This window comes from Curtobacterium sp. 'Ferrero' (assembly GCF_002412165.1).
Taxonomy (GTDB): Bacteria; Actinomycetota; Actinomycetes; order Actinomycetales; family Microbacteriaceae; genus Curtobacterium.
In genome coordinates this window covers 395,107-417,749 of record NZ_NXIA01000002.1, presented here as the reverse complement: position 1 = coordinate 417,749, position 22,643 = coordinate 395,107, and the positions used below count along the sequence as shown (strand labels likewise).

The window sequence follows — 22,643 nt, the reverse complement described above, 5'->3', positions numbered from 1 at the left end:
ATAAATTGGCATTGACAATGTGCACGCTGTTGAGTTCTCAAGGACCAGACGCACTCCCCACTCGACCCCGAACACGAGGTTCCGCCAGAGAGGCACTTCCTTCCACCCCGAACACGGCACCTTGCGGTGGCGCTTCATCGGGGTGAGGTTGCTGCGAGCGGGACCCCGTCCGGACTGCATCGCCAGGTCTGTGACCCGGTGACCGTCTCGGCCGTTCCGTTCTCCGCCTCAGCGGCAACGAGTGATTACTCTACACACGCGTCGGGGGCCCCGCCAACCGTTGTCCATCCCGGGCGTGTCGCGGTGGCGGCCGCTGGCTGCGGCTCCGGGCGGATCGGCTCGGGAACGGCGAACGGCCCGCCCCTGGTACGGGTGCGGGCCGTTCGGCGGAGCGGGTCAGTGCTTCGCGATGACCGGGTTCGTCAGGGAGCCCAGGCCGGAGATCGTCACCTCGACGACCTCGCCGTCGCGGATCTCCCCGACGCCGGCGGGCGTGCCGGTGAGGATGACGTCGCCGGGCAGGAGCGTCCAGATCGACGAGACGAACTCGACGAGCGAGGGGATGTCGTGGATCATCTCGCTCGTCGAGGCCGCCTGACGGAGCTCGCCGTCGACGCGCGTCTCGAGGCGGATGTCCGACGGGTCGATCTCGGTCTCGATCGCCGGACCGAGCGGACAGAACGTGTCGAAGCCCTTCGCACGGGTCCACTGGCCGTCGCGCGCCTGCAGATCGCGGGCGGTGACGTCGTTCGCGATCGTGTAGCCGAGGATCACGCTGGCGAAGTCCTCGCGGGTGACGTTCTTCGCGAGCGACCCGATCACGATGGCGAGCTCGCCCTCGTGGTCGACGCGCCCGACCCCGGCCGGCAGCCGGATGGGGTCGTCCGGTCCGATCACGGTCGTGTTCGGCTTGAGGAACACCACGGGGTCGTCCCCGGAGCGTTCGTCCATCTCGGACGCGTGCTCGGCGTAGTTGAGCCCGACACCGATGACCTTCGAGCGCGGGATCACCGGGGCGAGGAGCTTCGCCTCGGCGAGGGGCACCCGCTCCCCCGTCGTCTCGAACCCCTGGTACATCGGGTCCCCCGCGAGCACGACGAGGTCGCGCTCGTCGAGGATGCCGTAGCGGGGGTCTTCACCCTTGCTGCTGAACCGTGCGATCTTCACCGTTCGACCCTACCGACGCCCGTGCCGCGATCAGGACGCGTCGGTCAGCTTGGTCATCCAGCCGTGCGGGTCCGCACGGCGGCCGTACTGGATGTCGGTGAGTTCCTCGCGGAGCGACATCGTGAGCTCGCCAGCGCCCTCGGTGGGCGAGCCGATCGTGAACCCGTCGCCGCGGAGCTCCGCGATCGGGGTGACGACCGCGGCCGTGCCGCACGCGAACGCCTCGGTGATCGAGCCGTCGGCGACACCGTCGCGCCACTCGTCGAGGGTGACCCGACGACGCTCGACGCGCAGGCCACGGTCCTCCGCGAGCTGCAGGATCGAGTCGCGCGTGATGCCCTCGAGGATCGAGTCCGAGTCGGGGGTGACGAGCGTGCCGTCCGACTTCACCAGGACGACGTTCATGCCGCCGAGCTCCTCGAGGTACTTGCCCTCCTGGGAGTCGAGGAACATCACCTGCTGGCAGCCGTGCTCGTACGCCTCCTGCTGGGGCAGCAGCGAGGACGCGTAGTTGCCCCCGGTCTTCGCCGCGCCGGTCCCGCCCTTGCCGGCACGGGCGTAGGTCGTGGAGAGCCAGATCGAGACCGGCTTCGGACCCGACGTGAAGTAGGCGCCCGCCGGGCTCGCGATGCAGTGGTACGCCACCGCCTGTGCCGCGCGGACGCCGAGGAAGGACTCCGTCGCGATCATGAACGGCCGGAGGTACAGGCTCGTCTCGGGCGCGGACGGCACCCAGTCGACGTCGGTCCGGACCAGCTGCCGGATGGACTCGACGAACGTCTCGACGGGGAGTTCGGGGAGCGCCAGCCGCCGCGCGGACCGCTGGAAGCGTCGCGCGTTGGCGTCCGGGCGGAAGCTCCACACCGAGCCGTCGGCGTGCCGGTAGGCCTTGAGCCCCTCGAAGATCTCCTGCGCGTAGTGCAGGACGCTCGCGCTCGGGTCGAGGGACAGCGGGCCGTACGGGTGGATCGAGGCGCCGTGCCATCCGTCGTCGAGCGTCCACTCGACGGTGGCCATGTGGTCGGTGAAGTGCTTGCCGAAACCCGGGTCCGCCAGGATCGCCTCACGCTCGGCCGCTGCACGACGCTCGGGGGACGGGGTGGTGGAGAACTCGAGCCCGAAGGCGGTGTCGGTCGACATGGGGGGTGACTCCTGTCAGGCGGTGGTGGTGCGTGCCGTGACCGCGGCGGCGATCGCGTCGCCGATCTCGGCCGTGCGACGCTGCGTGGTGCCCCGGTCGGCGAGGTCCTTCTCGACCGCCCGGGTGACCGCCGACGCGAGATCGCTCCGACCGAGGTGGTCGAGCAGCAGGGCGACGGAGAGGATGGCGGCCGTGGGATCGGCCTTCTGCTGACCCGCGATGTCCGGCGCGGAGCCGTGGACCGGCTCGAACATGCTGGGGAAGGTGCCGTCCGGGTTGATGTTGCCCGAGGCCGCCAGACCGATGCCGCCGCTGATCGCGCCGGCCAGGTCGGTGATGATGTCTCCGAAGAGGTTGTCGGTGACGATGACGTCGAACTTACCAGGGTCCTGCACCATGTGGATGGTGACGGCGTCGACGTGCTGGTAGTCCACCGTGACGTCCGGGTGCTCGGCGCCGACGGCCGCGACGGTGCGCTGCCAGAGCGCACCGGCGTTGACGAGCACGTTGCTCTTGTGCACGAGCGTCAGGTGCTTCCGGGGACGGCGCTCCGCGAGGTCGAAGGCGTACCGGACCACCCGCTCGACACCGTGGGCGGTGTTGAGCGAGACCTCGGTCGCGATCTCGTGCGGGGTGCCCACGCGGATGGCACCGCCGTTGCCGACGTAGGGTCCCTCGGTGCCCTCGCGGACGACCACGAAGTCGACCGCGCCCGGGGCGGCGAGGGGCGTGGACACGGCGTCGTACACCTTCGTCGGGCGGAGGTTGACGTAGTGGTCGAACGCGAAGCGGAGCTTCAGCAGCAGCCCGCGCTCGATGATCCCGCCGGCGAGCCGCGGGTCGCGCGGGTCTCCCCCGACGGCGCCGAGCAGGATCGCGTCGTGCGTCGCGATCGCCGCGAGGTCCTCGTCGGTCAGGATGTCGCCGGTGGCGAGGAACCGGTCGGCACCGAGGGAGAACGGGGTCTCCTCGACGACGAGGTCGTCCGACAGGACGGCGTGCAGCACCTTGAGCGCCTCGTCGACGACCTCGGGTCCGATGCCGTCGCCGCGGACGACGGCGAGCTTCACGGTCTGCGTCATCTGCCCGCTCCCCTACAGCGTGATGTCGATCTCGCGGAGCGAGGTCGCGTCGATGGTCGAGCGCACGTGCTCGAGGATCTCCGCGGGCACCGGCGAGTCGACCGTCAGGACGCTGAGCGCCTGACCGCCCGCGGCCTCGCGCGAGATCTGCATCGCGGCGATGTTGATGCCGGCGTCGCCGAACTCCTTGCCGTAGACCGCGACGATGCCCGGACGGTCGACGTACTCCATGACGACGTGGTGCCGGTCGAGCGGGACCTCGACGTCGTGGCCGTTGATCTCGACGAGCTTCTCGACCTGCTTCGGGCCGGTGAGCGTCCCGGAGACGCTGATCGCCGGGCCGTCGGACTGGGCACCGCGGATCGTGAGCACGTTGCGGTACTCGGGGCTGTCGGCGTCGGTGATGAGCCGCACGGTGACGCCGCGCTGCTCCGCGATGAGCGGCGCGTTGACGTAGGACACCTGGTCGCTGACCACGTCGGTGAACACGCCCTTGAGCGCGGCGAGCTTCAGCACGCTGACGTCGTACCCGGCGAGCTCGCCGTGGACCTCGACGTCGACGCTCGTGACCGGCGAGGTCGCGAGCGCGGTGAACACCTGGCCGAGCTTCTCGACGAGCGGGATGCCCGGGCGCACGTACGGGTCGATGACCCCACCGGCCACGTTCACGGCGTCCGGCACGAGCTCGCCGCCGAGCGCGAGCCGCACCGACTTGGCGACGGAGACGCCCGCCTTCTCCTGGGCTTCGTCCGTCGAGGCCCCGAGGTGCGGCGTCACGACGACGTTCGGGAGCGAGGTCAGTGCGTCGTCCTGCGGCGGCTCGGACACGAAGACGTCCAGCCCGGCACCGGCGATCGTCCCCGAGGTGAGGGCGCGGCGGAGCGCGTCCTCGTCGATGAGGCCACCGCGGGCGACGTTGACCACGAACGCGGTCGGCTTCATGAGCGCGAACTGCTCGTCGGAGATCATGCCGACCGTCTCCGGGGTCTTCGGCATGTGGATCGTCGTGAAGTCCGCGCGGCGGAGCAGGTCCTCGAGCGAGACGAGCTCGACGCCGAGCTGCTGCGCCCTGGCGGTCGTGATGTACGGGTCGTACGCGATCACGGAGACGCCGAACGCCTGCAGACGCTGCGTGATGAGCGCACCGATGCGACCGAGGCCGATGATGCCGACGGTCTTCTCGTAGAGCTCGACGCCGGTGTAGGCCGAGCGCTTCCATGCCCCGCCCGCCAGCGACGCGTGGGCCGCGGGGATGTGCCGCGCGAGGGAGAGGATGTGGCCGACCGTCAGCTCGGCCGCGGAGATGATGTTCGACGTCGGGGCGTTGACGACCATCACCCCGGCAGCGGTCGCCGCCTTGATGTCGACGTTGTCGAGGCCGACGCCGGCGCGGGCGACGACCTGCAGGTTGGGGGCCGCGGCGATCGCCTCGGCGTCGACCTTGGTGGCGGAGCGCACCAGGATCGCGTTCGCGTCGGCGAGCGCGGACAGGAGCGCCGGGCGGTCGGTACCGTCCACGTTCCGGATCTCGAAGTCGGGCCCGAGGGCGTCGACGGTGGCGGGCGAGAGTTCTTCGGCGATCAGGACGACCGGCTTCGGCACGACTGCTGTTTCCTCACACGAGACGGGCGGTATCCCACCATGCTAGCGAGGCGCGGGGGACGTTACGACCGCGCGACCGACGGGAGGCACGGTGCGGGCCCGCACCGTGCCTCCCGTCCGACCGCTGGTCGGGTCCGTCAGGACCCCACGCTCAACGTCGCGGTGACGTACTGCAGCAGGGTGAACCAGAGTGCGCTCACCGCGCAGAGCGCGGTGGCGAAGACCACCACGGTCCGACCGAGCGGCATCCGGCGGGACACCACGAGCGCGACGACGAACCCGATCGGTGCAATGAGCACGTCGAGCACGAGCGCCGGCCACGGGACCGACGTCTGCAGCGCGTCGGCGCCGTTCTTGGCGAGGAAGGCGTTGTTCTCCTGCAGGGTGCGGGAGACGCCGACGAAGTTGCCGACGGCTTGCCAGGTCACGTAGGCGAGCAGCAGCGCGGCGACCACCCAGACGACGATCCGACCGACCGAGAGGACACGGGGCACCGGCATCGTGTCGGCGCTCACCCGAAGCTCCTGGTCAGGATGAAGGGCCACGGGACGAGCACGACGGCGCCCACGAGCAGCCAGACGAACTTGGTGCGGTTCCGGCTGCGCTGCCCGAGCCACAGCGTCGCGACGAACCACAGCGCGGGTGCCGTGATCGCGAGCGCGCGCATGATCTCCGAGGCGACGTCGCCGACGGCGAGCACGCTCGCGCTGATGAGCCAGGCCACCGTGTAGAGCAGGTACAGCCCGCCGAGGACCCCGAACCCGATGAGTGGACCGGAGCCGAGCGGGGCGTCGTCGTCGCGCGCCGCACGCTCGCGGACCGCGACCGGGTTGTGCGCGGCGTCGACGTGGGTGGCGTCGTCGGCGTCACCCCACTGCAGGGCCTCGTCGTCCTCGTGGTCGACGGAGCCGTCCGGTGGTGATGCTGCCGTGGTCATGCCCCCGATTCTACGAGGCGTCGAGGCACCTCGCCGCCACCTGTGGACGAGCGTGGTCAGACGTCGGCGGACTCGGTCGCGAGCACGGCGGACACGACGTCGCGCACCGCCGGGAACAGCGGGTGGCTCTCCATGAGGCCGGTGAGGATCTCGGTCAGCGCGTGCGCGGTGGCCCCGGAGCGCAGCAGCGCGTGCAGCTCGATCGACTCGGGGTCGTCCTGGTCATCGAAGGCCAGTGCCGCCCGGACCGCCCCGAGCAGGTGGTCGACGGGGAGGCCGCGTTCGGCGAGCTGTGACGCCGGGCCGATGAAGCGCTCGCGCCGTCCGAGCTTGCGGAGCGGGTTGCGCCCGACCCGGATGGTCGTGTCCGGCAGGTGCGGGTTGGCGATCCGGGAGAGGTTCGCCGCGACGTAGCGGGCGTGCTCCCCCGGGTCGAAGCCGTGTTTGTCGACGAGGAGTGCGGTGGTCTCGGCGAGGACGCCGTCGACCTCGGCGCGGACCTCGCGGTCCTCGAGCGCCTCGCGGATGAGCCGGATCCCCCGGACCGACCCGTGGTACGCGGCGGTCGCGTGCGCCGTGTTGACCGTGTAGAGCTTGCGCTCGACGAACGGTTGGAGGTCGTCGACCCAGGTCACGCCGTCGATGACGGGCGGTTCGCTGTCGGAGGCGGCGAAGGGCGTCCGTTCGATGACCCACTCGTAGAACGGCTCGAGCACGACGTCGAGGCCGCCGGACTGCCCGAGGACGCCGGACTGGTCGGGGACGATGCGGTCGATCGCGCAGTTCGCGAAGACCGCCGCGACGTCGCGGTCCTCGAGCACGGGCGCCCGCCGGATGCTGGCGTGCAGCGAGTCCGTGGCGTTGAAGGCGTTCTCGCAGGCGACGATCGTGACGTCGCCGCGGTCGCTGCCCCGTGCGGCGAGGCCCTCCGCGATCACCGGGGCGACGAGGGGCAGCGTGCGTGCGCCGACCGCGGTCGTGACGACGTCGGCCTCGGCGATCGCCTGGACGACCCGCTCACGGTCGGTCTTGCTGTTCAGGGCGCGGAATCCGTAGACGAGGTGCTCGACCGGCATCTCGCCGACCTCGTGCACGACGAAGCGTCCGGCTTCGTTGAGGGCCGAAACGACGCGCTCGTCGACGTCGACGAAGGTGAGCTCGTAGCCGCTCGCCACGAGGAACTGGCCCACGAAGCCGCGCCCGATCTTGCCGGCGCCGATGTGGACCGCTCGTCTCGTCACCGCCATCGGACGATCATCCCATGCCGGTCGGTCCGGTTCTGACCACGGACGGCCGCCGACGTCGACGGCTGTCGCGGAACTGGCACGACGGCCGCGCGGGCGCGCCGATCCGCGGGACGGGGGCTGGTGAGGAGCTGCTGCATAACGTTCGGGTCACATCGAGAGGCGGCGGTGCAGGGTGCACCGCCGCCTCGTCATCGAGTGGTGTTGCGAAGACTACCGCGCGGCCGAGCCGTCGACGTAGTCGGCGTCGTTCGACTTCCACGCGAACAGCGCGCGGAGCTCGCGGCCGGTCGCCTCGATCGGGTGGCCCTCGCCCTTCGCGCGGAGCGCCTTGAACTCCGGCGCGCCGGCGTCCTGGTCCTCGATGAAGCGCTTGGCGAAGGTGCCGTCCTGGATGTCCTTGAGGACGGCCTTCATGTTCTCCTTGACCTCGGGCGAGATCACGCGCGGGCCGGAGACGTAGTCGCCGAACTCGGCCGTGTCGGAGATCGACCAGCGCTGCTTGGTGAGGCCGCCCTCCCAGATGAGGTCGACGATGAGCTTGAGCTCGTGCAGGACCTCGAAGTACGCGATCTGCGGCTGGTAGCCCGCCTCGGTCAGGGTCTCGAAGCCGTACTGGATGAGCTGCGAGGTGCCACCGCAGAGGACGGCCTGCTCGCCGAACAGGTCGGTCTCGGTCTCCTCGGTGAAGGTCGTCTTGATGCCGCCGGAGCGCAGGCCGCCGATGGCCTTCGAGTAGCTCCACGCGAGGTCCCAGGCGGAACCGGAGGCGTCGACCTCGACCGCGACGATCACCGGCACGCCGCGGCCCGCCTCGTACTCACGGCGGACGGTGTGACCCGGGCCCTTCGGCGCGACGAGCGACACGTCGACGCCCTCGGGGGCCTCGATGTAGCCGTAGCGGATGTTGAAGCCGTGGCCGAAGACGAGGGTGGCGCCGTCCTTGAGGTTCGGCTTGATGTCCTCGGCGTAGACGATGCGCTGCACCTGGTCGGGAGCGAGGATGACGACGACGTCGGCCCAGGCGGTCGCGTCGGCCGGGGTCAGGACCTCGAAGCCGGCCTCCTCCGCCTTCTGGCGGCTCTTCGAGCCCTCCTTGAGGCCGATCTTCACCTCGACGCCGCTGTCGCGGAGGTTGAGGGCGTGGGCGTGGCCCTGCGAGCCGTAGCCGATGACGGCGACCTTCTTGCCCTGGATGAGCGTCAGGTCGGCGTCGGCGTCGTACACGATGTCAGTCACGAGGGTGTGTCTCCTTGGTTCTGGTGGTCTGGTGGTGCGGCCGGGAGGCGCATGGCGGGCGGGCCACGTGCCTCCAGCCCGGAAGTCGGGTGCGCCTCAGCGCACGCGGTCGGTGATGCTCTTCGGCCCGCGGCCCATGCCGAGGAGGCCGGCGCGGGCCAGCTCCTTGATGCCGTAGGGCTCGAGCACGCGGAGGATCGCCTGGATCTTGCCCGGGTCGCCGGTCACCTCGACCACGAGCGAGTCGGTCGCCACGTCGACGACCTGCGCACGGAAGAGCGTGACGGCCTCGAGCACGGCCGACCGGGTCTGGTTGTCGACCCGGACCTTGACGAGCATGTGCTCGCGCTGGACCGACTGCGAGAAGTCGAGCTCGACGATCTTGATGACGTTGACGAGCTTGTTGAGCTGCTTGGTCACCTGTTCGAGCGGCAGGTCCTCGACGTCCACCACGACGGTGATGCGGGACAGGCCCTCGACCTCGGTGTTGCCGACGGCGAGCGACTCGATGTTGAAGCCGCGGCGGGCGAACAGACCGGCGACGCGCGTCAGCAGACCCGGCTTGTCCTCGACGAGCAGGGAGAGGACGTGGCTCATGCGGGGTCTCCGGTCATGTCGGCGTCCTCGACGTCCCAGCTGGGCGCGTGGTCGCGGGCGTACTCGATCGAGGAGTTGCCGACGCCCTGCGGGACCATCGGCCAGACCATCGAGTCGCGGCTCACGACGAAGTCGATCACCACGGGGCGGTCGTTCGTCTCGAGCGCGAGCTTGATGGCGTCGTCGACCTGGTCGGCGCGCTCGACGCGGATGCCGAGGGCACCGTACGCGTCGGCGAGCTTCACGAAGTCGGGCACCCGACGGGTCTGGTGGCCGGTCTCGAGGTCGGTGAAGGAGTGGCGGCCGTCGTAGAACAGCGTCTGCCACTGCCGGACCATGCCGAGCGACGAGTTGTTGATGACGGCGACCTTGATCGGGATGTCGTTGATGACGCAGGTCGCGAGTTCCTGGTTCGTCATCTGGAAGCAGCCGTCACCGTCGATCGCCCAGACCACGCGGTCCGGCTCGGCGACCTTCGCGCCCATGGCCGCGGGCACCGAGTAGCCCATGGTGCCGGCGCCGCCCGAGTTCAACCAGGCGTGCGGACGCTCGTACTGGATGAACTGTGCGGACCACATCTGGTGCTGCCCGACGCCCGAGGCGTAGATCGCCTCCGGGCCGGTCAGTTCGCCGATGCGGCGGATGATCGCCTGCGGCGCGAGGAGGCCGTCGGTCGGCTCCGCGAAGCCGAGCGGGAAGTCCTTCCGGAGCTGCTCGAGCTTCTGCCACCACGCGGACGTGTCGGCGCGGTCGGCGGCGGGGATGCCGTCCCACGCGTCGAGGAGGTCGGCCAGCACCTCCTTCGCGTCGCCCACGATCGGCACGTCGGCGAAGCGGATCTTCGAGATCTCGGCGGGGTCGATGTCGACGTGCACGACCTTGGCGTGGGGCGCGAACTCGTCGGCCTTGCCCGTCACGCGGTCGTCGAACCGGGCACCCAGGGCGATGATGAGGTCGCTGTCCTGCAGGCCGAGCACCGCCGGGACGGTGCCGTGCATCCCCGGCATGCCGAGGTGCTGCTGGTGCGAGTCGGGGAACGCGCCGCGCGCCATGAGCGTCGTGACGACGGGCGCGCCGGTCGCCTCGGCGAAGCGGAGCAGTTCGGCGGTGGCCCCGGAGCGGACCACACCGCCGCCGACGTAGAGCACGGGACGCTCGGACGCGGCGAGCAGCTGCGCGGCGGCCGCGATCTGCTTGCCGTGCGCCTTCGTCACCGGTCGGTAGCCGGGCAGGTCGATCTTCGGCGGCCACACGTAGGGCGCCGACTTCTGCTGCGCGTCCTTGGTGATGTCGACGAGCACCGGGCCGGGACGGCCGGTCGTGGCGATCTGGTACGCCGCCGCGAGGGTCGCCGGGATGTCGGCCGGGTCGGTCACGAGGAACGAGTGCTTCGTGATCGGCATCGTGATGCCGACGATGTCGGCCTCCTGGAAGGCGTCCGTGCCCATGAGGGTCGAGAACACCTGGCCGGTGATGGCGATGAACGGCACCGAGTCCATGTAGGCGTCGGCGATGGCGGTGACGAGGTTCGTCGCGCCGGGGCCGGAGGTGGCGATCGCGACGCCGACCTTGCCGGACGCCGAGGCGTAGCCCTCGGCGGCGTGGCCGGCGCCCTGCTCGTGGCGCACGAGGACGTGGCGGATCGTCGTGGACGCCATGAGCTCGTCGTAGAAGGGGATGATCGCGCCGCCCGGCAGGCCGAAGACGTCGGTGATCCCGAGGTGCTCGAGCGTCCGGAGGACGGCTCCCGAGCCGGTCAGGACCTCCGGCGTCCGGCGCGTGCCGGCGGCCGCGGACAGCGGGGTTGCTTCCGTGGGCATGAGGTGTTCCTTGCCTGGAGAGATGGCGGTGGTGCGGGTGTCGACGCTAGCCCGTGACCGCGCCCTTGGCGGCGGACTGGACGAGCTTCGCGAACTTCGCGAGGACTCCGCGGGTGTAACGCGGGGGCAGCGGGGCCCAGCCTTCGCGGCGGGCCTCCAGCTCGGCTTCGTCGACCAGTAGGTCGAGGGAGCGAGCCGCGATGTCGACACGGATGCGGTCGCCATCGCGCACGAACGCGACTGGACCTCCGTCCACCGCCTCCGGTGCGATGTGGCCGATGCACAGGCCGGTTGTGCCGCCTGAGAATCGTCCGTCCGTCAACAGTAGTACATCCTTGCCGAGGCCAGCGCCCTTGATGGCGGCGGTGATCGCCAGCATCTCGCGCATGCCCGGGCCGCCCTTCGGGCCCTCGTAGCGGATGACGACGACGTCGCCCTTCTGGATCCGCCCCTCCGTCAGGGCGTCCATCGCTGCACGCTCGCGGTCGAACACGCGCGCCGGGCCCTCGAAGACCGCGGCGTCGAAGCCCGCCGTCTTCACGACGGCACCCTCGGGGGCGAAGGAGCCCTGGAGGATCGTCAGGCCGCCGGTGGCGTGGATCGGCTGGTCGAGCGGGCGGAACACCTTGCCGTCGACCGCCGGCGGGTCGATCTCCGCGAGGTTCTCGGCCATGGTCTTACCCGTGACGGTCATCACGTCGCCGTGCAGCAGCCCGGCGTCGAGGAGCGCCTTCATGACGACGGGGATGCCGCCGTTCTTGTCGACGTCGTTCATGACGTACTGACCGAACGGCTTCATGTCCGCGATGTGCGGGACCTTCGAGCCGATGCGGTTGAAGTCGTCGAGGGTGAGCTCGACCTCGGCCTCGTGCGCGATCGCGAGGAGGTGCAGGACGACGTTGGTCGAGCCTCCGAGGGCCATGGCGACGGCGATGGCGTTCTCGAACGCCTCCTTCGTCAGGATCTGCCGTGCCGTGATGCCCTTGCGGAGCATGTTCACGACGGCCTCTCCCGAGCGGTGCGCGTAGTAGTCGCGGCGGCGGTCGGCCGACGGCGGCGCGGCGGAGCCCGGCAGCGACATGCCGAGGGCCTCGGCGACCGACGCCATCGTGTTGGCGGTGTACATGCCACCGCAGGCACCCTCGCCCGGGACGATGGCGCACTCGATCTCCTTGAGCTCGGCCTCGGTGATCTTGCCGGCCTTGCACGCACCGACGCCTTCGAAGGAGTCGATGATCGTGACCTCCTTGAAGGAGCCGTCGGCCTGCTTGACGTAGCCCGGCATCACGGAGCCCGCGTAGAGGAAGACACTCGCGAGGTCGAGGCGTGCCGCGGCCATGAGCATGCCCGGGAGCGACTTGTCGCAGCCGGCGAGCAGCACGGTGCCGTCGAGGCGCTCGGCCATCACGACGGTCTCGACGCTGTCGGCGATGACCTCGCGCGAGACGAGGGAGAAGTGCATGCCCTCGTGGCCCATCGAGATGCCGTCCGAGACGGAGACGGTGCCGAACTGGAGCGGGTACCCGCCGCCGGAGTGGACGCCCTCCTTGGCCCCCTGCGCGAGGCGGTCGAGGGAGAGGTTGCACGGGGTGATCTCGTTCCAGGAGGACGCGATCCCGATCTGCGGCTTCTCCCAGTCCTCGTCGCCCATGCCGACGGCCCGGAGCATGCCACGCGAGGTGGTTGCTTCGATCCCGTCGGTGACGACCCGGCTGCGCGGCTTCACGTCGATGTCAGGCATGGGGTGAGTCTAGGCGCAGTTGGGATACCACCGGGGCAACAACATGCGTCCGCATGCTGTCGGGAGGCCCGGATCGCGTCGGTCAGCGCACCGCGCGCGAGCGGGCGAGCTGCTTGAGCACCTCGGTCAGGGCGGCCGGGTCGGCGACCCGGTAGCGGGCGAGTGTGTCGCCCTCCCCCACCTTCACGCCGACGTCGCCGTCGCGCAGGACGCGGAAGCCGTCCTCGTCGGTGACGTCGTCCCCGGCGAAGAACACGGCGTCCGCGCCCCGGAGCTCACGGAGCCGGTCGATCGCGTCGCCCTTCGTGACGTGCCGGACGGCGAACTCGAGGATGTCCTTCCCGCCGCGCTCGAGCACGGCGTCGTCGACCTCGTGGGCGACACTGCTGGCCTCGGCATCGACCGCCGCTGCGGTCTCGGCGTCGACCCCCCGGGTGTGGACGCCGACGCCGGCGGGCTTGTGCTCGATCCGAACGCCCGGGTAGCGGGTCGCGACCTCGTCGATCGCCGCGCCGAGTCGCTGCACGCGGGCGGACTCGTCCTCGGTGAGGGCGTCCTCGTCGTGACCGTCGACCCGCCACTCGACACCGTGCGACCCCACGAGCGCCATGCCCTCGGGTGCCTGCGTGACCCGGGCGAGTCCGTCCAGGGAGCGCCCCGACACGAGGACGACCTCGGTGTCCCGGGCCCGCTGCAGGGTGAGGACGGCAGCCCAGGACCCGGGCAGCGCGCCGACCTTCGCGGGGTCGTCGGCGAAGGGCGCGAGCGTGCCGTCGAAGTCGAGGGCGACGAGCAGTCGCGGCGCAGCCGCGAGCGTCTCGAGGGCCGCCGACAGGGCGGACGGGTCGCTGCTCGTGTCAGGCACCACGGGCCTCCCGGGTGTCCTCGGCCGCACGCGCGGTCTGGGCGTCCTGGTCGAAGATCGACGTCGTGTCCTGCAGGTCCTCGACGTGCTCGTCACCCGGGTCGGCTGCGGCCGGGTCGAGCTTGGCGCGGCTCGGCGCGTGCCGGTCGAGCGCTTCGAGGAAGGAGCGCGACCAGCGCGCGACGTCGTTCTCGCGGACGCGCTTGCGGAGCGCGCGCATGCGCGTGGACCGCTCGCGGCGCGGCATCTCGATGGCGCGCTGGATCGAGTCCTTGAGCGCGCCGATGTCGTGCGGGTTGACGATCACGGCCTGCTTGAGCTCGTCGGCGGCACCGGTGAACTCGGAGAGGATCAGGACGCCGTCGTTGTCGAAGCGGGTGGCGATGTACTCCTTCGCCACGAGGTTCATGCCGTCGCGGAGCGCCGTGACGAGCATCACGTCGGCGGCGAGGTAGAGCGCCACCATCTCCTCGCGCGGGTAGCCGTGGTGCAGGTACGCGATCGGCTGGTGCCCGATGACCCCGAGGTCGCCGTTGATCCGACCGACCGTCAGCTCGATCTCGTCGCGCAGGGCTGCGTACGTGTCGACGCGCTCCCGGCTCGGGCTGGCGACCTGGATGAGGGTGGCGTCCTCGACCGCGACGCGTCCGTCCTCGACGAGTTCGCCGAACGCCTTGATCCGGTGCCGGATGCCCTTCGTGTAGTCGAGCCGATCGACGCCGAGCAGGACGGTCTTCGGGTTCCCGAGGCTGGCGCGGATCTCGCGGGCGCGCTCCTGCACCTCGGGACGGTGCGCGATCTCCTCGAACCCGGCGGCGTCGATCGAGATCGGGAAGTGCCGGGCCTCGACGTGGCGGACCGTGATGCCCTTGCGGCTCCGGGGCGCCGCGGGGTCGTCGACCGGGACGTCGATCGTCGAGCCCTTCGTCGTGTAGCCCTTGATGTGCCGGACGGCACGGAGGAAGTCGCTCGCGTCGTCGTGGCGCTGGAACCCGATGACGTCGGCGCCGAGCAGGCCGTCGAGGATCTGTGCGCGCCACGGCAACTGCGCGTAGATGCCGACCGGCGGGAACGGGATGTGGTTGAAGAAGCCGATCGTCAGGTCGGGGCGGGCCTCGCGCAGGAGTGCCGGCACGAGCTGCAGCTGGTAGTCCTGCACCCACACCACGCCGTCCTGCTCGGCGATCTCGGCGACCTGGTCCGCGAACCGCTGGTTCACGCGCTTGTAGGCGTTCCACCAGTCGCGGTGGTAGCTCGGGTGCTCGATGACGTCGTGGTAGAGCGGCCAGAGCGTGTCGTTGCTGAAGCCCTCGTAGTACTCTTCGACGTCGCCGGCGCTGAGCGGGACCGGCACGATGTGGATGCCGTCGTTGTCGAACGGGTCGACCTCGACATCGGGCTGACCGACCCAGCCGACCCAGGCGCCGTCGTTGGCCCGCATGACCGGCTCGAGCGCGGTGACGAGTCCGCCGGGCGAGTGCCGCCAGCCCTCGTTGCCGTCCTCGTCGACGACGCGGTCGACCGGCAGACGGTTCGACGCGACGACGAAGGCGTAGCGGGTGCGGTCGGTTCGGTCAGCAGCCATGGGGTGGTGGTGTCTCCGTTCGCCCGGGTCGGTGCACACCGGTGGCGGTGCACCGGGACGCCCCCGAAACTACCAGCGCCGCGCCAGCCGGTTCTCGGGAGCGGCGCTTCGTCCTGGGGAACGGGGTGGCCCGGCACAGTACGGTGGCGGGGTGGTGATGACGAGGGCGTGGCGGAACGGCACCGCGGCGGAGCGCGACTTCCCGGTCGCACGGGTCTCGGACCTCGTCGCCGGACCCGACACGTTCGTGTGGGTGGACCACACCGACCCGCGGCCGGAGGACCTCGCCGACCTCGAGGACGAGCTGGGGGTCCACGCGCTCGCGGTGGAGGACGCGCTCGAGGCCGGCCAGCGACCGAAGCTCGACCGGTACCGCGAGAGCCTGTTCCTCGTCGTCTACGACGTCACCGGGCGCACCGACGAGGGCGACCTCGTCACGCACGAGGTGAAGGCCTTCGTGACGAAGCGGGCGCTGGTCACCATCCACGGCGCCGACGTCGACCTCCACGACGTCGAGCACCGGCTCGAGGCGAACGCCGACATCGCGGACCACGGCGTCCCGTGGCTCATGTGGGCGCTCCTCGACACCGTGGTCGACCACGCGTCGGACGTCGTCGAAGCCCTCGACCAGCAGGTGAGCGCCCTCGAGGACGACCTGTTCGAGCACGGCAGCAGTCGCGAGCGGCAGATCCAGCGACGGTCGTTCGCGCTCCGGAAGCAGCTCGGTGTGCTCCGTCGCCTCGTGGTGCCCACCCGCGACAGCGTGACGTCGGTGCTCCACGGGGACGCCGACCTCGTCGTCGACGGCATCCGGCCGTACTTCCGCGACGTCCAGGACCACCTCGTGACGATCGCGGACTCCGTGGAGCAGCTGCGCGAAGCCGTCAGCAGCGTGCTCGACACGAACCTCGGCATCGCGTCGAACCACCAGAACGACGTCATGAAGAAGGTGACGAGCTGGGCGGCGATCATCGCGATCCCGACCGCCATCACGGGGTTCTTCGGGCAGAACGTGCCGTTCCCCGGCAACGGGACCTGGGGCGGGGTGGTCGCCTCGGTGGGGTTGATCGTGGCGTCGTCGCTCGTGCTCTACCGGGTGTTCAAGACCAAGGACTGGCTGTAGCTCCACCCGGTCTGCACGACCGAGGACCGGCCGGAGCCGCTCAGATCCGCAGCGCGAGCACGCCGGCCACCACCGTGAGCGGGGCGACGACGCACCCGAGCGCCATGTAGCGCCCCCACGACAGGTGCACACCCTCGGAGGACAGCCGGGCGTGCCAGAGCAGCGTGGCGAGCGAGGCCCACGGCGTGATCAGGCAGCCGGCGTTCACCCCGACGAGGAGCGCCGCGTACCGGAGCGCCTCGTGTCCGGCGGCGGGCTCGAGCACCAGGTAGGCGGGCAGGTTGTCGATCGCGTTCGCCGCGACCGCTCCGGCGCCGCCGAGCGCGAGCAGGGAGCCCGTGCCGGTGCCGCCGGGCAGGGCGTCGACGATCGGGTCGGTGAGCCCGGTGGTGTGCAGGGTCTCCACGACGACGAAGAGTCCGGCCGCGAAGAGCAGCGTCGACCACGGCACGCGCGAGATCCGGAGCTCCGACGGCGCCCGGAAGGCCGCCACGACGACGAGCAGCACCGCGGCGACGACCGCGGCGATCCACACCGTGACCCCGGCGGTGAGCGCGACGACGAGCGCGACGAGCACCGCCGACGCCGACCAGAAGAACACCGGGTCGGATGCCCGGCGGACCGGGACCGGCGTGTACCGGCCGAAGAGCTTCCCACGGAACACCACGAGCAGCACCGCGCACGGGATGACCACCCCGGCGAGCGCCGCCCACACCATGAGGCCCGCGAACGGGATCGGCCCGTCGAGCCCGATCCGGTCGACGGCGAGCAGGTTCGTGAGGTTCGACACGGGCAGCAGGAGCGACGCGGTGTTCGCGAGCCAGACGGTGGTCAGGGCGAACGGCATCGGCGGCAGTCCGACACGCCGCGCGAGCGTGATGACGATCGGGGTGAGGAGCACGGCGGTCGTGTCGATCGACAGGAACACCGTGCAGACCACGGCGAGCACGACGACCGCGGCCCAGAGGCCGATCGTCCGCCCGCCGCCGACCCGTGCGGCGAGGTCGGCGAGTCGGTCGAACACGCCGGCGTCCGCGGCGAGCTCGGCGACGATCGTGAGACCGAGCACGAAGCCCAGCACCGGCACGACGCGGTCGGCCAGCTCGACGAGGTCGGGCAGGGGCAGGAGCCCGAGGGCGACGCACACGGCACCGACCACGAGCAGGACTCCGCCGATGACGGCCTGACGCACGCTGACTCCTCACGAGCACGCCGGCAGGGTGACCGGCGGCGCTCCAATGTAGCGGCCGGTAGCGTGGCGGGGACGACGACAGGAGGAACCGGTGCGGAAGTTCATGTTCAGCGGTGCGGTGTGGAGCTCGATCATCAGCGGCTACAGCGTGTTGCAGACCACTCGACAGGGCCCGCGCGACTGGCGCCTGGCACTGACCTGGGTGGCGTGGCTCGCGACGACCATCGTGGCGATCGGCACGGTCGTCGAGGACGACCGCGCCGTCAAGGCGCGGCAGCCGTAGGTCGGGCACGCGACCAGCGGACGGACGGGAGGCCCGTGGCGACACCGCCACGGGCCTCCCGTCCGTCACACGGTCGCGCGGGTCAGCGCTCCGACGGCGGTTCCGCCGTGCGCAGCGGGCCCGTGAACATCGCCGAGCGCTCGTCGCCCTCGCGGAACAGCTGCGAGTCCCCCTCGGACGACCGTGACCCGCGACGCTGGCGTGTGGCGGCGCCCTCGGTGAGCTGGACGCGCTGCAGCGGGAGGGCGTCCGGGTGGGTGCGCTGGATCCAGGACACCATCTCCTCGCGGACGTAGCAGCGCAGGTCGAACAGCCCGCCCGCGTCCGGGGCGGAGACGAGGATGCGGACCCGCACCGTCCCGCCGACGGCGTCCGTGATCTGCAGCACCTTCGTGCGACCGTCCCAGATCGTGGAGGTCCCGAGGATGCGGTCGAGCTCCTTCCGCATGTCGCTCGGGCTGACCCGCCAGTCGAGGTCGAACTCGACGGCGCCGAGCAGTTCGCTGCCGGTCCTGGTCCAGTTCTCGAACGGGTTGTTCGTGAAGTAGGTGGACGGGAGCACGAACCGTCGGTCGTCCCAGAGGTGCACGACGACGTAGGTGAGGGTGATCGCCTCGATCCGCCCCCACTGCTGCTCGACGACCACGACGTCGTCGACGCGGATCGACCCGGAGAACGCGAGCTGCATCCCGGCGAAGACGTTCCCGAGCGTCGACTGCGCGGCGAGGCCGGCGATGACCGAGATGAGGCCGGCGCTCGCGAGGACGCTCGCCCCGGCGGCCTCGACGCCCTTGAAGGTGAGGAGGATCGCGCCGATGGCGATGATGACGAGGACCGCGACCGTGAGCCGCCGGATGATGAGCACCTGCGTCCGGATCTGCCGTGCCTGCCGGTTGTCCGGGACGTCGACGCGGAACCGGTGGAGGCCGAGGTCCTCGAGGAAGATCGCGAGCTCGCAGGCCAGCCAGCAGCCGAGCGCGATGGTGGCGATGAGGAACGCATGGGACACGTCCGCCCGCCACGACAGGTCGGAGCGGTTCGGCACGCTGGACGCGAAGGCGGCCCAGAGGAGCGCGACGAGGAGCACCCACCGGAACGGGTGCTTCACGCGCCGGGACAGCACGCTCGCCCAGCGTTCACGGCGGGCGAGGGAGCGGAGCGCGAGGTGCGTCACGAGGGCGGCGGCCGCGGTGATGAGCAGGGCGAACCCGATCGCGACCAGGAGTCGGAGGAGGATGTCCATCCCTCCATGCAACCAACGTCGCGTCGGTCACGCCTGGGTCCGGGACGGACGCAAGGCCCGTGGCGGTGTCGCCACGGGCCTCCCGTCCGTCGTCCGGTCGCGTCAGCGGACCGCGTCAGCTCACTTCGTGAGGGAGTCGACGTAGTCCTGGTGCTCGCCGGCCCACTGCTCGACGATGCCCTGGTACTCGGACTGGTCGGCGCCGGAGTTCACGAGGGCGTCCTCGAGCGAGTACAGCGTGTCGGAGTCCATCTTGAACGCCGCGAGCCACTTCTCAGCCTGCGGGAAGTCGTCGCCGAAGTCCTTCTTGACGACCGTGTGGATCGTCTCGTTGTCACCGAGGGCGCCCTTCGGGTCCTCCAGGTCCTTCACGTCGAAGGCGTTGTACGCCCAGTGCGGGCGCCACAGGGTCACGACGATGTCACTGCCGTCCTGCTCGGACTTCTTCAGCTCGGACAGCATCGCCGGGGTGGAGCTGGTGACCAGGTCCCAGTCCTCGAGGCCGTACGCGGACATGACCTTGTCCTTGACCACCGAGGTCAGGCCGGCGCCGGGCTCGATGCCGACGATGCGACCGCCGAAGTCGTCCTCGTGGGCCGCGAGGTCGGCGAGCGAGTCGATCGGGGCGTCCGCGTTGACCGTCACCTCGAGCGAGGCCTGGTCGTTCCAGGCACCGAGGTCGTCGAGGTCGTCGCCGTACTTCTCCATGTACGACTTGTGCGTGTTCGGCAGCCAGGTGTCGAGCACCGCGTCGTAGTCGCCCTGCGACAGGCCCTGGTAGGCGGGGGCGACGTCGGCGTAGTCGAGCGTGACGTCGTAGCCCTTCTGGTCGAGGACGTACTTCCACAGCTCGCTGGCCGCCGTGTCCTCGTCCCAGCCGTTGAAGACGACCATCTTCATGGCCTTCTGGTCGCCGTTGTCGACCGTGGCGGAGCCGCTCGTGGTGCCCGGGGGCGAGCAGGCGCTCAGGGCGAGCGCTGCGGCGGCGCCGAGGCCGATGGCGGACAGGATCTTGGTGCGGTTCTTCATGGGTTCCTTCCTGGTTCGGCGGGTGCTCCGGTCGTGCCGGGGCGGCCCGCCTGCGTCACGGTGTGCTGGCACCGAGGGCTGGGTGGGTCGGACGGGTGGGGTGTGCGGCAGGAGCACGTCAGGCGCCGACGGGTTCCGCCGGCTGCGGCGTGGACGCTCCGGCAGCCGCCTCGGGATGGCGACGGCGCACGATCCGGCGCGTCGTGCCACTGCGGTCGCCGCCGAACGCGGCGGTGACCCGGTCGAGCACGATCGCGAGGACGACGACCGAGACACCGGCCTCGGCGCCGAGGCCGACGTCGATGCGGTTCAGCGCGTTGACGACCTGCCCGCCGAGCCCCCCGGCTCCGACGAGCCCGGCGAACACGACCATCGAGAGCGACAGCATGATCACCTGGTTGACGCCCGCCATGATGCTCGGGCGGGCGAGCGGCAGCTGGATCTGCCGGAGGATCCGCCACGGGCTGGAGCCGAAGGCCGCGCCGGCTTCGACGACCTCGGCGCTGACACCCCGGATGCCGAGCTCGGTGAGCCGGACGCCGGGGGCGATCGCGAAGATCACCGTCGCGATGATCCCCGGCACCGCGCCGAGCCCGAAGAAGATGAGCGCCGGGATGAGGTAGACGAACGCCGGCGTGGTCTGCATGAAGTCGAGCACGGGCTTGATGACCCGGCTCGCCGCGTCCGACCGTGCGGCCCAGATGCCGAGCGGGATGCTCAGCACCACGGCCACGGCCGCGGCGACGAGCACGAGGGCGAGGGTCTGCATCGCGTACGGCCACATCCCGACCGCGGCGATGAAGGCGAGCCCGAGGAGGGTCCCGAGCGCGAGCTTCCAGCCCTTCGCCCAGAACGCGACACCGACCACGACGAGGGCGACCACCCAGGAGGGCGGCGCGGTGAGGAGGTACTCCATCCAGGCGTAGCAGAAGGACAGTGCGGCTGCGATGACGTCGAACAGGCCGCCGAAGTGGGCGGTGATCCAGGAGACGACGGCGTCGACGGCGTCGCCGAACGGCAGGCGGAACCCGAAGAGGCTGGTCATGCGTGTGCTCCCGTCTGGTCGTCGGCGGTGGTCGGGGCCGGATCGGGGGCGCCCGCCTCGGCGAGGGTGGCCTCGATGTCGGAGGCGATCTGCGTGACCGGTTCGAGCACCGGGATGGGCGTGGTCGTCGCCGGCACGTTCCCGAGCGCGGCGAGGAGCGTGACGCGCGGCACGACGCCGAGGAGCCGCCCCTCGTCGTCGACCACGGCGATCGGCAGCGGCGACTCGACCGCGAGCTCGAACAGGTCGGTGAGCGGCGCGTCCGGGGCGACCCGGGCGTACTCGGGGTTGACGATCGCGTCGAGCCCGCTGTCGCCGGCCTTGACCTGGCGCATCACGTGGCGGTCGCGGACCCAGCCCTCGAGCGTCCGTCCGCGCCCGGTGACGAAGACCGCCGCGGTCTGCAGGTCCCGCATGGTGCGCAGGGCTCCTCGGGGTCCGGCGGTGAGGGGGACGACCGCGCGGGCCGGTTCCATCACGCTCGCCGCGGTGAGGACACGGGCCCGGTCGACGTCCTGCACGAACTGGGCGACGTAGTCGTTGGCGGGGTCGGTGAGGATGTCCTCGGGCGTCCCGATCTGCACGATCCGGCCGTCGCGCATCACCGCGATGCGGTCGCCGAGGAACATCGCCTCGTTGAGGTCGTGGGTGATGAAGACGATCGTCTTGCCGAGCCGCTGCTGGAGGTCGACGAGCTGCTCCTGCATCTCCCGTCGGATGAGCGGGTCGAGCGCGCTGAACGCCTCGTCCATGAGCAGGACGTCGGTCTCCGCGGCGAGTGCGCGGGCGATCCCGACGCGCTGCTGCATGCCGCCCGACAGCTCGTCGGGCTTCGCGTCGGCCCAGCCGTCGAGGCCGACGAGGTCGATGACCTCGCGGGCCTTCGCGGTCCGGGTGGCGCGGTCCACGCCGTTCACCTCGAGGCCGTACGCGACGTTCTCGAGGACCGTGCGGTGCGGCAGGAGCGCGAAGTGCTGGAACACCATCGACACCCCGGTCCGTCGGACGGCCCGGACCTGCTTCGCGCTGGCGCCGGTGACCCGCTGGCCGCCGATCTCGACATCGCCGGCGGTCGGCTCGAGCAGGCCGTTCAGCATGCGGATGAGCGTCGACTTGCCGGAGCCGGACAGACCCATGACGACGAAGATCTCGCCGGGACGGACGTCGAACGAGGCGTCGATGACGGCGGCGGAGCCGAGCTCGCGGACCTCGTCACGGGACGCGCCCCCGTCCAGTCGGCGGACCGCTTCGGCGGCTCGGCGCCCGAACACCTTGTGCACGCCGCGGACGCTGACCGCCGCGGTGCCTCCGTCCGGTTCGGGCTGGTGCCGGGCGTCGACGGCCCGGTCCTCTGGTGGTGCGATGGACAACTGTGGGACTCCTCGCACGACCGCGGCGCAGGGCGCACACCGGTCGCGTCGTGATTGCGAACGGGTCGTCCGGCACGTCGCGGCACGACCACGTCGAGCCCGCGCAGGTGGCACAGGGCGAGCGGTCGCACGCAGGGACCACGCTCGGGGCGGTCCCGGTCCGGCCGACCGTACGGCCGCGGCGAGTGCTGTCCGCCGGGACGCGTTCTGGTCGTCGTGCCCTCCACCGTCGGCTGCGAGGCCACTGGCTGAAGGGACGCTCAACCGTAGCGACCCCGTGTCCCCCGATGCCACCCGCGACCCGGCCGGATCGGGGACCCGGTTGTCCCCCGGTCACG

The 22,643-nt window shown here is 70.9% G+C and carries 20 protein-coding genes; 2 read left to right on the top strand and 18 right to left on the bottom strand.

Annotated elements, in window-relative coordinates:
* Nucleotides 1-396: 396 nt before the first annotated feature.
* From Csp2054_RS04020 to otsA, 13 genes are all read right to left on the bottom strand, one after another.
* Nucleotides 397-1,167, bottom strand: coding sequence for a fumarylacetoacetate hydrolase family protein (locus Csp2054_RS04020; protein WP_096897989.1), 771 nt, complete (start codon nucleotides 1,165-1,167; stop codon nucleotides 397-399).
* A 30-nt stretch (nucleotides 1,168-1,197) separates the two neighbouring features.
* Nucleotides 1,198-2,307 (bottom strand): branched-chain amino acid aminotransferase, encoded by a 1,110-nt coding sequence (locus tag Csp2054_RS04015; RefSeq protein WP_096897988.1) that lies wholly within the window; start codon nucleotides 2,305-2,307, stop codon nucleotides 1,198-1,200.
* A 15-nt stretch (nucleotides 2,308-2,322) separates the two neighbouring features.
* Entirely contained in the window at nucleotides 2,323-3,390 is a 1,068-nt protein-coding gene (locus Csp2054_RS04010; RefSeq protein ID WP_096897987.1) for a 3-isopropylmalate dehydrogenase, read from the bottom strand.
* 12 nt (nucleotides 3,391-3,402) lie between these two features.
* A complete protein-coding gene (serA, locus tag Csp2054_RS04005; RefSeq protein WP_096897986.1) occupies nucleotides 3,403-4,992 on the bottom strand; it encodes a phosphoglycerate dehydrogenase in 1,590 nt (529 codons plus the stop codon).
* A gap of 137 nt (nucleotides 4,993-5,129) precedes the next feature.
* Nucleotides 5,130-5,507, bottom strand: coding sequence for a hypothetical protein (locus Csp2054_RS04000; RefSeq protein WP_096897985.1), 378 nt, complete (start codon nucleotides 5,505-5,507; stop codon nucleotides 5,130-5,132).
* Nucleotides 5,504-5,929 (bottom strand): hypothetical protein, encoded by a 426-nt coding sequence (locus Csp2054_RS03995; RefSeq protein ID WP_096897984.1) that lies wholly within the window; start codon nucleotides 5,927-5,929, stop codon nucleotides 5,504-5,506. Before Csp2054_RS03995 ends, Csp2054_RS04000 begins: the two co-directional genes overlap by 4 nt.
* A 56-nt stretch (nucleotides 5,930-5,985) precedes the next feature.
* The gene (locus Csp2054_RS03990; RefSeq protein WP_096897983.1) at nucleotides 5,986-7,176 is read right to left on the bottom strand and encodes a mannitol-1-phosphate 5-dehydrogenase; all 1,191 of its coding nucleotides are present in this window, start codon (nucleotides 7,174-7,176) and stop codon (nucleotides 5,986-5,988) included.
* Between the two features lie 210 nt (nucleotides 7,177-7,386).
* Nucleotides 7,387-8,412 (bottom strand): ketol-acid reductoisomerase, encoded by a 1,026-nt coding sequence (gene ilvC / locus Csp2054_RS03985; RefSeq protein ID WP_096897982.1) that lies wholly within the window; start codon nucleotides 8,410-8,412, stop codon nucleotides 7,387-7,389.
* 96 nt (nucleotides 8,413-8,508) lie between these two features.
* Complete coding sequence (gene ilvN / locus Csp2054_RS03980) at nucleotides 8,509-9,009, bottom strand: acetolactate synthase small subunit (RefSeq protein ID WP_022904394.1); 501 nt, start codon at nucleotides 9,007-9,009, stop codon at nucleotides 8,509-8,511.
* Nucleotides 9,006-10,829, bottom strand: a complete 1,824-nt coding sequence (locus Csp2054_RS03975) for an acetolactate synthase large subunit (RefSeq protein WP_096897981.1) — start codon at nucleotides 10,827-10,829, stop codon at nucleotides 9,006-9,008. The genes ilvN and Csp2054_RS03975 overlap by 4 nt, the downstream gene beginning before the upstream one ends.
* A gap of 46 nt (nucleotides 10,830-10,875) precedes the next feature.
* Nucleotides 10,876-12,570 (bottom strand): dihydroxy-acid dehydratase, encoded by a 1,695-nt coding sequence (ilvD, locus tag Csp2054_RS03970; RefSeq protein WP_096897980.1) that lies wholly within the window; start codon nucleotides 12,568-12,570, stop codon nucleotides 10,876-10,878.
* An 82-nt stretch (nucleotides 12,571-12,652) separates the two neighbouring features.
* Entirely contained in the window at nucleotides 12,653-13,435 is a 783-nt protein-coding gene (otsB, locus tag Csp2054_RS03965; RefSeq protein WP_255252599.1) for a trehalose-phosphatase, read from the bottom strand.
* Complete coding sequence (otsA, locus tag Csp2054_RS03960; protein ID WP_096897978.1) at nucleotides 13,428-15,020, bottom strand: alpha,alpha-trehalose-phosphate synthase (UDP-forming); 1,593 nt, start codon at nucleotides 15,018-15,020, stop codon at nucleotides 13,428-13,430. Before otsA ends, otsB begins: the two co-directional genes overlap by 8 nt.
* A 157-nt stretch (nucleotides 15,021-15,177) precedes the next feature.
* On the opposite strand from otsA, the gene Csp2054_RS03955 reads away from it, so the two are divergent.
* Complete coding sequence (locus Csp2054_RS03955; RefSeq protein ID WP_255252605.1) at nucleotides 15,178-16,143, top strand: magnesium transporter CorA family protein; 966 nt, start codon at nucleotides 15,178-15,180, stop codon at nucleotides 16,141-16,143.
* 40 nt (nucleotides 16,144-16,183) lie between these two features.
* Here Csp2054_RS03955 and Csp2054_RS03950 read toward each other — a convergent pair whose 3' ends face one another.
* Complete coding sequence (locus Csp2054_RS03950; protein ID WP_096897976.1) at nucleotides 16,184-17,335, bottom strand: SLC13 family permease; 1,152 nt, start codon at nucleotides 17,333-17,335, stop codon at nucleotides 16,184-16,186.
* Between the two features lie 91 nt (nucleotides 17,336-17,426).
* Here Csp2054_RS03950 and Csp2054_RS03945 point away from each other — a divergent pair, with 91 nt between their 5' ends.
* Nucleotides 17,427-17,618 (top strand): hypothetical protein, encoded by a 192-nt coding sequence (locus Csp2054_RS03945; protein ID WP_022904226.1) that lies wholly within the window; start codon nucleotides 17,427-17,429, stop codon nucleotides 17,616-17,618.
* An 82-nt stretch (nucleotides 17,619-17,700) separates the two neighbouring features.
* Here Csp2054_RS03945 and Csp2054_RS03940 read toward each other — a convergent pair whose 3' ends face one another.
* The 4 genes from Csp2054_RS03940 to Csp2054_RS03925 all read right to left on the bottom strand — a co-directional run bounded on the left by Csp2054_RS03940 (nucleotide 17,701) and on the right by Csp2054_RS03925 (nucleotide 22,299).
* Nucleotides 17,701-18,861 (bottom strand): mechanosensitive ion channel family protein, encoded by a 1,161-nt coding sequence (locus Csp2054_RS03940; protein WP_176491545.1) that lies wholly within the window; start codon nucleotides 18,859-18,861, stop codon nucleotides 17,701-17,703.
* Between the two features lie 120 nt (nucleotides 18,862-18,981).
* A complete protein-coding gene (locus tag Csp2054_RS03935; protein ID WP_096897975.1) occupies nucleotides 18,982-19,890 on the bottom strand; it encodes a glycine betaine ABC transporter substrate-binding protein in 909 nt (302 codons plus the stop codon).
* Between the two features lie 118 nt (nucleotides 19,891-20,008).
* Entirely contained in the window at nucleotides 20,009-20,935 is a 927-nt protein-coding gene (locus Csp2054_RS03930; protein WP_096897974.1) for an ABC transporter permease, read from the bottom strand.
* Nucleotides 20,932-22,299, bottom strand: a complete 1,368-nt coding sequence (locus tag Csp2054_RS03925; protein ID WP_096898033.1) for a glycine betaine/L-proline ABC transporter ATP-binding protein — start codon at nucleotides 22,297-22,299, stop codon at nucleotides 20,932-20,934. Before Csp2054_RS03925 ends, Csp2054_RS03930 begins: the two co-directional genes overlap by 4 nt.
* Nucleotides 22,300-22,643 lie beyond the last annotated feature (344 nt).